The sequence below is a fragment of the Streptomyces sp. NPDC058221 genome, assembly GCF_042882365.1.
Taxonomy (GTDB): Bacteria; Actinomycetota; Actinomycetes; order Streptomycetales; family Streptomycetaceae; genus Streptomyces.
The window spans coordinates 1-10,372 of sequence record NZ_JBHVWF010000115.1; the positions used below are offsets into that span (position 1 = coordinate 1).

Here is a 10,372-nt window from a genome sequence, read left to right on the forward strand (position 1 = left end):
CCGGGGGTCAGGCCTTCGCGGGCTCCGGCTCCTCGGAGGAGGAGGTGGTCTCCTCCGACTCGGCCGGGGCCGGGAGACCGGCCTTCTTGGCACGCTTGGTGGCCTTCTTCTTCGCGCGGCGCTCCTTGCGGAGCTCCACCATCGCGTAGAGCGTCGGCACCAGGAGCAGCGTCAGCAGCGTCGAGGTGACCAGACCGCCGATGACCACGACGGCCAGCGGCTGCGAGATGAAGCCGCCCTCGCCGGTGACGCCGAGCGCCATCGGGAGAAGGGCGAAGATCGTCGCCAGGGCCGTCATCAGGATCGGGCGCAGACGGTGGCGGCCGCCCTCGATGACCGCCTCGACGACGCCCATGCCCTGCCTGCGGTACTGGTTGATCAGGTCGATCAGCACGATCGCGTTGGTCACCACGATGCCGATCAGCATCAGCATGCCGATCATCGCCGCGATACCCATCGGGGTGCCGGTGACGAGCAGCAGACCGATGGCGCCGGTCGCCGCGAACGGGATGGAGACCAGCAGGATCAGCGGCTGGACGAGCGACCGGAAGGTGGCCACCAGCAGCATGAAGACGATCGCGATGGCCGCCAGCATGGCCAGGCCGAGCTTCATGAACGCGTCGTCCTGGTCCTCGGTGACGCCGCCGATGGTGGCGGTGGCGCCGTCGGGGAGGTCCAGGGCGTCGATCTTCTTCTGGAGATCGGTGCCGACCGCGCCGGTGTTGTCACCGACGGGCCTGGCGGTGATCGTCGCGGCGCGCTGGCCGTCGATCCGGGTCATGGAGACCGGTCCGGGGACCTGCTTCACGTCGGCGATCGAGCCGAGCTTGACCGGGCCGAGCGAGATGTTCTTCAGCTCGTCCATCGTGGTGGCCGGGTGGGCGGACTTGATGACGACGTCGCGCTCGGTGTCGTCCATGATCGCCTTGCCGGACGGAGTGCCCTGCACCGCGCCGGCGACGGCCGCGCCCAGGGCGGCCTGGGTGAAGCCCGCGTCGGCCGCCTTGGCGTTGGCCTTGACGGAGATCCGCGGGATGCTCTGCGCCAGGTCGCTCTGCACGTCGGTGACGTCCTTGAGCTTGGCCACCTCGGCCCGTACCTTTTCGGACGCCTTCCGCAGGGTGTCCGCGTCGGCGGACTTGACCACGACGCTCAGGTCCTGGCTGCCGAAGCCGTCACCACCGGAGATGGTGGTGTCACCGATGCCGTCGAGCTTGCCGAGCCCCTCCTCGATGCGCTTCTGGGCGGCGTCGTAGTCGTCCGAGTTCTTCAGCGTGACCTGGTAGGAGGCCTGGTTGGCGCCCGTGCTGCCGCCGAAGGCCGCCATGAAGCCGGACGATCCGACGGTGACCTGGTAGTCCTTGACGGCCTTGTCTGCGCTGAGGAGCTTCTCGACCTTCTTGGACGCCTCGTCGGCGGCCGCCAGGCTGGTGCCCGGGGTGAGCTCCTGCTTGATGGACAGGACTTCCTGCTCGCCCTGGTCGAAGAAGTTGGTCTTGAGCAGCGGAACCATGCCGAAGGTGCCGAACAGCACGGCGACGGCGATGACGATGCTGGTGATGCGGCGCCGGGTCGCGAAGCGCAGCACCGGGACGTAGAGCCGCTGGAGCCTGCTGCGGGCTTCCTTCTCCTCTGCCTCGCGACGAGCCTTGTCCGGGTCCTCGACGCTGCCCTTGGGGGCGCGCAGGAACCAGTACGACAGGACGGGGACGACGGTCAGCGAGACCAGCAGCGAGGCCAGCAGGGCCGCGGTGACGGTCAGGGAGAACGAGCCGAAGAGCTCGCCGACCATGCCGCCGACCAGACCGATCGGCAGGAAGACCGCGACCGTGGTGAGGGTCGAGGAGGTGACCGCGCCGGCCACTTCCTTCACCGCGGTGATGATCGCGGACTGGCGCTCCTCGCCGTAGCCGAGGTGACGCTTGATGTTCTCCAGGACGACGATCGAGTCGTCGACGACCCGGCCGATCGCGATGGTCAGCGCGCCCAGGGTGAGCATGTTGAGCGACAGGTCACGGGTCCAGAGCACGATGAGCGCGAGGACCACGGAGAGCGGGATGGAGACCGCGGTGACCAGGGTCGAACGGAGCGAGGCCAGGAAGACCAGGATCACGATGACCGCGAAGAGCAGGCCGAGCGCGCCCTCGGTGGTCAGACCCGAGATCGCCTTGGAGACCGCGGGGCCCTGGTCGGAGACAACGGTCAGCTTGGCGTCGGCGCCGAGGTCCTTGCGCAGGTCCGGGAGCTTGTCCTTGACCGCGTCCGAGATGGCGACGGCACTGCCGTCCTTGTCCATCGTCGCCATGACGGCGAGGCTCGGCTTGCCGTTGGTGCGGGTGATGGAGACCGCGGTGGAGGGCTCCTGCTTCACCGTCGCGATGTCACCGACCCGGACCGCCTTGCCGGGCTTGCCCGCAGGGTTCTGGCCGGTGACCCGCAGGTCCTCGATCTGCTTCAGGGAGGTGAAGGCGCCGCCGACCTGGACGGTGCGGCTCTTGCCCGACTCGGAGAAGGAGCCGGCCGGGACGGTCGCGCCGCCCGACTGGAGCGCCTGGGCGAGCGAGGACGCGTTCAGCCCGGCCTCGGCCAGCTTCTTGTCGTCGGGGGTGATGGAGACCTGGAGGTCCTGCACACCGTCGACGGACACCTGGCCGACGCCGTCGATGTCCTCCAGTGCGGGGACGACGGTACGGTCCAGCTGGTCGGAGAGCGCCTGCTGGTCCTTGCCGGATGTGACGGCGAGGACGACGGTCGGGATGTCGTCCGTCGAGCCGGCGATGACCTGCGGGTCCACATCGTCGGGCAGCTGGATGCGGGCGCGGTTCACCGCCTGCTGGATGTCGGCGACGAGCTGCTTGGTGCCCTCGTCGCCGAAGTCGAAGGACGCCATGATGACGGCGTTGCCCTCGCTGGCGGTCGAGGTCATTCCGGTGACGCCGTCGACGGACTTGATCGAATTCTCGAGCGGTTCGACGACCTGCTTCTCGACCACATCGGGGGACGCGCCCTGATAGGGGGCGAGCACCGACACCATCGGGAGTTCGATGGTGGGCAGCAGCTGCTGCTTGAGCTGCGGGATCGCAATCGCTCCGAACACGAGCGCGACGATCGAGATCAGCCCGATCAGGGCCCTTTGCGCGAGGCTGAATCTGGACAGCCAGGACATGGGTGAGGTCTCTCTTCTGTGGCTTACGCGGCAGGTGGGCTGGGTAACTCGGGGACAGACCCGGCCCACCTATACGATCGCCCACCCCCTGGACCGAAAGCGTCGGTCGCAGGTCGCTTTCTTATCGGGCGCATACCGCAGGTGGAGTACGCCGCGGCTGCACCCTCACTCCACCCTGGGGCGGACAAGGCCCGATTCGTAGGCTATTACCACCAATTGGGCCCGGTCCCGGGCTCCCAGCTTGGCCATCGCCCTGTTCACATGGGTCTTCACGGTGAGCGGGCTGACCACCAGGCGTTCGGCGATCTCGTCGTTGGAGAGTCCGCCCGCGACCAGGACAAGTACCTCGCGCTCCCGTGTGGTGAGGGCCGCGAGGCGCTCGGAGTACTCGGCGGCCCCCGGCCCCTCTCCGCCCGAACTGCCGCCCTGCGCGAGGAACGTGGCGATCAGACCCTTGGTCGCGGCCGGTGAGAGCAGCGCCTCGCCGCCCGCGGCGATCCGGATGGCGTTGAGGAGCTCGTCCGGCTCCGCCCCCTTGCCCAGGAAGCCCGATGCACCGGCCCGCAGCGACTGCACCACGTACTCGTCCACTTCGAACGTGGTCAGCATGACCACGCGTACGTCCGCGAGATCCGGGTCGGCGCTGATCATCCGGGTCGCGGTGAGCCCGTCCGTACCGGGCATCCTGATGTCCATCAGCACCACGTCGGCGCGTGTCGAGCGGGCCAGCTCCACCGCCTGGGCGCCGTCCGCGGCCTCGCCCACGACCTGCATGTCGGGCTCCGAGTCGACCAGCACCCGGAACGCGCTGCGCAGCAGTGCCTGGTCGTCGGCGAGCAGGACCTTGATGGCCGGTGTCATGCGTTCTCCCCCGTCCGGCCCACCGCGTCCGGTTGCTCCGACTGCTGCGGAAGGGCCTTGACCGGCAGGATCGCATGGACGCGGAAACCGCCGCCGTAACGGGGGCCCGCGGTGAGGGTGCCGCCGAGGGCGGTGACCCGTTCCCGCATGCCGAGCAGTCCGTGGCCGCCCCCGTCGCCCTCGCCGTCCGGATTTCCCCGGCCGTTGTCGAGCACCATGACCTCGGCCGTGACCCCGACCCGTACGACACTCACCTCGGCCTTCGCGCCGGGGCCGGCGTGCTTGCGCACATTGGTCAGCGCCTCCTGGATCACCCGGTACGCCGCCAGGTCCACCGCTGCGGGCAGCGGCGGCCGGTCCCCGGGCACGCAGGCCACCTCGACGGGCAGCCCGGCCTGGCGCACGGTCTCCACCAGCGCGTCGAGGACGGCGAGGCCGGGGGCGGGTTCGGTCGGCGCCTCGGGGTCGCCGGACTGACGCAGCAGTCCGACGGTGGCCCGCAGCTCGTTGAGTGCGGAGCGGCTCGCCTCACGGACGTGGGCGAGGGCCTGCTTGGCCTGGTCGGGGCGCTTGTCCATGACGTGGGCGGCGACGCCGGCCTGCACATTGACCAACGCGATGTGGTGGGCGACGACGTCGTGCAGATCGCGGGCGATCCGCAGCCGCTCCTCGGCCACCCGCCGCCCGGCCTCCTCCTCACGGGTCCGCTCGGCCCGTTCGGCACGCTCCCTGATCGCGTCGACGAACGCGCGCCGGGAGCGCACCGCGTCCCCCGCGGCGCCCGCCATGCCCGTCCAGGCGAAGACACCGAAGTTCTCCTGGCTGTACCAGGGAGCCGACCCGAAGAGCATCGCGGCCGCGGTGAGCGCGGCCATCGTCAGCAGCCCGACCCGCCAGGTGGTCGGCCGGTCGGTGCGGGCGGCGATCGTGTAGAGCGCGATGACCACGCTGAACACGACCGGGGCCGGCGGGTCCACCAGCAGCAGCTCGACGACCGTCAGCCCGCTGGTGGCGACGAGCACGGCCATCGGATGGCGGCGCCGGTAGACCAGGGCCAGGGCTCCCAGCACCATCAGGAGCACACTGCTCGCCTGCGGCGTGCGGGTGCCGAAGGTGGGTTCGTGGTGCCCGTTCGGATCGGCGAACGAACCAATGATCATGGACGCGAGCACGCAGAGGGCGAGCGCTCCGTCCAGCGCGAGGGGATGATCGCGCAGCCAGTGCCGGACGCGCAGAGCGCCGGTTCCGAGGGTGGTCACGTCAAGCTACGTTACGGCGTGTCGCGCGGGAATCCGGCCGGCCGGCGGTGAGAGGCAGCCACGGCGGACGGCCGAGCCCCCGCCGTACGCACGGCGATGCCCCGCGCCCGGCGGACCGGGCGCGGGGCATCGTCGTGCGGGTGCTGGAGCTGCCGGGTGTCAGCCGGGAATCAGACCGTCGTCACGGAGCATGGCGCGCACCTCTTCGAGGGTCGCGTCGGGCGACGGCAGGATCAGCTCGGACGGCTCCAGGGAGTCGTCCGGCAAGGGTGTGCCGAGTTCGCGCACCCTGGCGAGGAGCGCGTGGAGAGTCGAGCGGAAGCCGGAGCCGTCGCCACTCTCCATTTCGGCGAGCAATTCGTTGTCGAGCTTGTTGAGCTCGGCGAGATGGCTGTCGGCCAGAACTGCCTGGCCCTCCCCCATGATCCGTACGATCATGACGCTGCCTTAATTCTTGTCGAACTTGTGCGGGGACTGGGGCTGCTGCTGCTGGGCGGCATCCTGCGGTCCGCCCTCGATGGCCTGTTGCGAGGAGGAGCCGCCGGCCAGTTCGGCCTTCATGCGCTGCAGCTCCAGCTCCACATCCGTACCACCGGAGATCCGGTCCAGCTCGGCGGTGAGGTCGTCCTTCGCCGTGCCGGTCGGGTCGTCCAGGGCGCCGGAGGCGAGCAGCTCGTCGATCGCACCGGCGCGCGCCTGCAGCTGCTGGGTCTTGTCCTCGGCCCGCTGGATGGCCATGCCGACATCACCCATCTCCTCGGAGATGCCTGAGAAGGCCTCCCCGATCCGGGTCTGTGCCTGGGCCGCCGTGTAGGTGGCCTTGATCGTTTCCTTCTTGGTACGGAAGGCGTCGACCTTGGCCTGCAGCCGCTGGGCCGCGAGAGTGAGCTTCTCCTCCTCACCCTGCAGCGTGGTGTGCTGCGTCTCCAGGTCCGTGACCTGCTGCTGGAGGGCGGCTCGGCGCGACAGCGCCTCGCGGGCCAGGTCCTCGCGGCCGAGCGCGAGTGCCTTGCGGCCCTGGTCCTCCAGCTTCGAGGTCTGGCCCTGCAGCTGGTTCAGCTGCAGCTCCAGACGCTTGCGCGAGGTCGCCACATCGGCGACACCGCGGCGCACCTTCTGAAGCAGCTCCAGCTGCTTCTGGTACGAGTAATCGAGGGTCTCGCGCGGATCCTCGGCCCGGTCCAGGGCCTTGTTTGCCTTCGCGCGGAAGATCATCCCCATACGCTTCATGACACCGCTCATGGGCTTCGCGCGCCCCCTTCTGACTTAACTGGGCTCCAGCACTCCAACAGAACCCACAGTACGGGCCCTGCCTCTATTACCGCACTGTTCGAGCAAGGATGCGCTCCTCCCCAAGGACGACTACCACCGCTTCCGCTCCGGCCCAGGGAGTAGGTGAGGGTCGGGGAAACCGGTAACAAGTCCGCAAACGTCCCGCTCGCACACTCCTGGAGACGCAGGCCGTTGCCGGATCGTTCCCGGCCGGTCTGGGGTCGCCGCGATCGACCCCGTACCCTTGGGCCTTGTGTTCCGTAGCCGCTCCAAGGAAGAGAAGGCCCCCACCGGCAAGGTGACGGCGGACCTCTCCAAGACGTCCCGCGACCCGCAGGCCCCCAAAGGTCGCCCCACCCCCAAGCGCAGCGATGCCCAGTCGCAGCGCCGTCGTGCCTCCAGTGGAGCGCCGACCGACCGCAAGGAGGCCATGAAGCGCCAGCGCGAGGCGCGCCGCGTGGACATGGCCAAACAGCGTGAGGCGCTCGCCAGTGGTGACGAGCGCTATCTGCCGGCTCGCGACAAGGGCCCGGTGCGGCGCTTCGTCCGCGACTTCGTGGACTCGCGCTTCTGCATCGCCGAGTTCTTCCTGCCACTCGCCGTGATCATCCTGATTCTCAGCGTGATCCAGGTGCAGGGCATCCAGAACATCTCGCTGCTGCTCTGGCTCGGCGTCATCGTGCTGATCGTCGTCGACTCGATCGGGCTCACGTTCCGGCTGCGCAAGCAGCTGAACGAGCGGTTCCCGGATACGCCCAAGCGCGGTGCGGTCGCCTACGGCCTGATGCGCACGCTCCAGATGCGACGGCTGCGACTGCCCAAGCCGCAGGCGAAGCGCGGAGAGCGGCCCTGAGTACGGATCTCTTCGGCTCGGCCGGCGGTGCGTCCGCCGGCCGGTCAAGTGATGCCGTGTCCGGATTCTCGGGCGCCTCGCCGGCCTGGCTGAAGGGGCTGGGCGGACTGCGCAACACCGTCCGCCAGGAGCTGGTCGCCCGGCAGCTGGACGAGCAGATCGGGTCCCGCTTCCCGGTCGGGCAGCGACTGCGCATCCTGGACGTCGGCATGGGCCAGGGCACGCAGGCGCTGCGCCTCGCCCGTGCCGGTCACTCGGTCACCGGGCTGGAGTCCGACACCGAGATGCTGCGGATCGCCCGTGAGGCGCTCGGCGGCGAGCCCGCCGGGATCCGTGAGCGGGTCCGGCTCATCGAGGGCAACGGCCAGGACACCGGGGTGCACTTCCTTCCCGGCAGCTTCGACGTGGTGCTCTGCCACGGTGTGCTGATGTATGTCCAGGAGCCCGACGCCATGGTGGCAGGGCTGGCGAGGATGCTCGCACCGGGCGGCCTGCTGTCGCTGCTCGTACGCAACGCGGACGCGCTGGCGATGCGGGCCGGGGCCGCCGGGGACTGGGACGCGGCGCTGGCCGCGTTCGACACGGACCGGTACACCAACCGGCTCGGCCTGTCCGTGCGCGCGGACCGGCTCGATGCCCTCACCGCGACGCTCGCCGGGATCGCGGCGCCGCTGCACACCTGGTACGGGGTGCGGGTCTTCACGGACAACGTGAGCAACGACGTGGAGCTGCCGGCCGCGGCGGAGCTGGAGCGGGTGCTGGCCGCGGAGGACCGGGCGGGGCGGACGGATCCCTATCGCCGGGTGGCGGCGTTGCTGCACCTGTGCGGGGTGCGGGGCTAGGGCCTGCGGGGGTGGGTTCGCCGGGGTCGTCCGGCGGCCGCTCTGTCCTCAATCGCCGGACGGGCTTGATGTGTGGCCACCGGGCGGTGGGGTGCCGTCGAGCGCCGGGCGGGCCGAAAAGGACTGCCCTCAAACGCCGGGCGGGCTGGAATGCGTCCTCAATCGCCGGACGGGCTTGATGGTGCCGGGCAGAAGTGATGACGCTCAGGTGGGTCGGTGGTGCCGGACACGCTTGATTGTGCCGGGCGGGGTGATGACGCCAGGTCGGTCGGTGGTGCCGGACGGGCTTGAATGTGCCGTGCGGCCGGTGACGCTCGGGCGGGTGCGCTCAGCGGGTCACCTGTAGGGTTAAAAGTGATAATCCGGACATGGACTCCTCTCACTCCCGCAGCCGTGTGCGCCGGCTGCTGCTGCCTCTGACCGCGGGTTTCTGTGCAATCGCGCTGGTCAGCGGTTGCTCCGACTCGAACTCGAACTCCTCCGAGCCGGACGCGACGAAGTCCGGTGCCACCCAGCAGGGCTCGGCATCGAGGGCCACCGCCGATCTCCAGACCGAGTACCAGTCCGTGATCAACGACGTGCTGCCGTCGGTGGTGCAGATCGACGCCTCGGACAGCCTGGGCTCCGGCATCGTCTACGACGCCAAGGGCCATATCGTCACCAACGCCCACGTCGTCGGCAAGGAGAAGACCTTCAAGGTCAGCTCGGCCACCGGCGAGAAGGTGCTGAGCGCCTCGCTGGTCGCGGCCTATCCCGAGCAGGACCTGGCCGTGATCAAGCTCGACCACGTGCCCGAGGGGCTGAAGCCCGCGAAGTTCGGGGACTCGGAGAAGGTCGCGGTGGGGCAGATCGTGCTGGCGATGGGTTCGCCGCTCGGGCTCTCCAGCAGCGTCACCCAGGGCATCGTCTCCGCGCTCGGCCGGACCGTGAGCGAGAGCAGCGCGGGCGGTGGCACCGGTGCCACCATCGCCAACATGGTGCAGACCTCGGCGGCCATCAACCCGGGCAACAGCGGCGGCGCGCTGGTGAACCTCAACAGCGAGGTCATCGGCATCCCGACGCTGGCGGCGACGGACCCGCAGATGGGCGGCAGCGCGGCGCCCGGCATCGGGTTCGCGATCCCCGTCTCGATGGTGAAGACGGTCGCCGACCAGATCATCAAGGACGGCAAGGTCACCGACTCGGGCCGGGCCGGGCTCAACATCACCGGCCGTACCGTCGTCGACGACAACTACCGGCCGGCGGGGGTGGCCCTCGTCAGCGTCTCCAAGGGCGGCGCGGCACAGAAGGCGGGCCTGCGGGTCGGCGACATCATCACCAAGATCGGCGACACGAAGGTCACCACCATCACCTCCCTGTCCGAGGCGCTGGCCGCGGACAAGCCGGGCCAGAAGGTCACCCTGACCTATCAGCGCAGCGACGCGGAGAAGACCGCGGACGTCACGCTGGGCGAGATCTGAGAGCGGGAATCCACCAGGTATGCGGACGACGGCCGCCGGACGGGCCCCTTCGGGCCGGCCCGGCGGCCGTCCGGGTCAGCTCTGCTCGGCCGGCTCGGCCGGCTCGGGCTGCTCGGGCTGCTCGGCCTGGAGGCTCATCGGCCCGTAGATCTTCGTCGCGTCCTCGAAGAGCGTCACCTGGTCCGCCCCGCCGTCGAGGAGTTCCTTCCAGTACTCACCGATCCAGGACTCCGCGTCGCCCTGCGTCGTGAATTCCTCCGGCCGCAGGGCCGGCTCCGTCTCCGTACCGTCGGACTTCTCGAACCGCCACGTCCACGCCATGTCCGCCTCCTGGGTCACTTGTTACGGTCCGCAGCCTAGTGGCTCCGGACCGGGGCGGGAGGGGGCCGGGCGCGCCGGGCGCACCCCACATCGCGCACCCGGTGCGGGTACGCGGGAGGATCGGATCGTGGAACTGACTCTGCTCGGCACCGGAGCCCCCGACGGGCTGCCGCGGCCCGAATGCCCCTGCGCCGCCTGCGCCACCGCCCGCGGGGTGCGCAGCCGGGCCGCGACCGCCCTGCTGATCGACGACGCCCTGCTGCTCGACCTCACCCCCGGGGCTGTGTTCGCCGCCGCCCGCGCGGGGCATTCGCTCACCGGCGTACGCCAGGTACTGC

The 10,372-nt window shown here is 69.9% G+C and carries 9 protein-coding genes and 1 pseudogene; 4 read left to right on the forward strand and 6 right to left on the reverse strand.

What is annotated here, in order from left to right:
- Positions 1 to 7: 7 nt before the first annotated feature.
- From ACFVW8_RS28935 to ACFVW8_RS28955, 5 genes are all read right to left on the reverse strand, one after another.
- Positions 8 to 3,166, reverse strand: a complete 3,159-nt coding sequence (locus tag ACFVW8_RS28935) for an efflux RND transporter permease subunit (protein ID WP_389695061.1) — start codon at positions 3,164 to 3,166, stop codon at positions 8 to 10.
- Between the two features lie 165 nt (positions 3,167 to 3,331).
- Complete coding sequence (locus ACFVW8_RS28940) at positions 3,332 to 4,027, reverse strand: response regulator (RefSeq protein WP_389695063.1); 696 nt, start codon at positions 4,025 to 4,027, stop codon at positions 3,332 to 3,334.
- A complete protein-coding gene (locus tag ACFVW8_RS28945; protein WP_389695065.1) occupies positions 4,024 to 5,286 on the reverse strand; it encodes a sensor histidine kinase in 1,263 nt (420 codons plus the stop codon). Before ACFVW8_RS28945 ends, ACFVW8_RS28940 begins: the two co-directional genes overlap by 4 nt.
- Before the next feature lie 159 nt (positions 5,287 to 5,445).
- Entirely contained in the window at positions 5,446 to 5,724 is a 279-nt protein-coding gene (locus tag ACFVW8_RS28950) for a hypothetical protein (protein ID WP_389695067.1), read from the reverse strand.
- Positions 5,725 to 5,733: 9 nt separating this feature from the next.
- On the reverse strand, positions 5,734 to 6,516 hold the full coding sequence (locus ACFVW8_RS28955) for a PspA/IM30 family protein (protein ID WP_389695069.1): 783 nt from the start codon (positions 6,514 to 6,516) through the stop codon (positions 5,734 to 5,736).
- A 295-nt stretch (positions 6,517 to 6,811) separates the two neighbouring features.
- Here ACFVW8_RS28955 and ACFVW8_RS28960 point away from each other — a divergent pair, with 295 nt between their 5' ends.
- From ACFVW8_RS28960 to ACFVW8_RS28970, 3 genes are all read left to right on the forward strand, one after another.
- Positions 6,812 to 7,411, forward strand: coding sequence for a DUF3043 domain-containing protein (locus tag ACFVW8_RS28960; protein WP_389695071.1), 600 nt, complete (start codon positions 6,812 to 6,814; stop codon positions 7,409 to 7,411).
- Between the two features lie 89 nt (positions 7,412 to 7,500).
- Complete coding sequence (locus ACFVW8_RS28965) at positions 7,501 to 8,253, forward strand: class I SAM-dependent methyltransferase (protein WP_389695103.1); 753 nt, start codon at positions 7,501 to 7,503, stop codon at positions 8,251 to 8,253.
- Positions 8,254 to 8,621: 368 nt separating this feature from the next.
- Positions 8,622 to 9,713, forward strand: a complete 1,092-nt coding sequence (locus ACFVW8_RS28970) for a S1C family serine protease (RefSeq protein WP_389695073.1) — start codon at positions 8,622 to 8,624, stop codon at positions 9,711 to 9,713.
- A gap of 75 nt (positions 9,714 to 9,788) precedes the next feature.
- Here ACFVW8_RS28970 and ACFVW8_RS28975 read toward each other — a convergent pair whose 3' ends face one another.
- Positions 9,789 to 10,034: a hypothetical protein gene (locus ACFVW8_RS28975; protein WP_389695075.1), complete on the reverse strand. Its 246-nt coding sequence runs from the start codon at positions 10,032 to 10,034 to the stop codon at positions 9,789 to 9,791.
- 127 nt (positions 10,035 to 10,161) lie between these two features.
- Here ACFVW8_RS28975 and ACFVW8_RS28980 point away from each other — a divergent pair.
- Positions 10,162 to 10,372, forward strand: a pseudogene (locus ACFVW8_RS28980) (adenosylcobinamide kinase/adenosylcobinamide phosphate guanyltransferase); the annotation flags it as partial.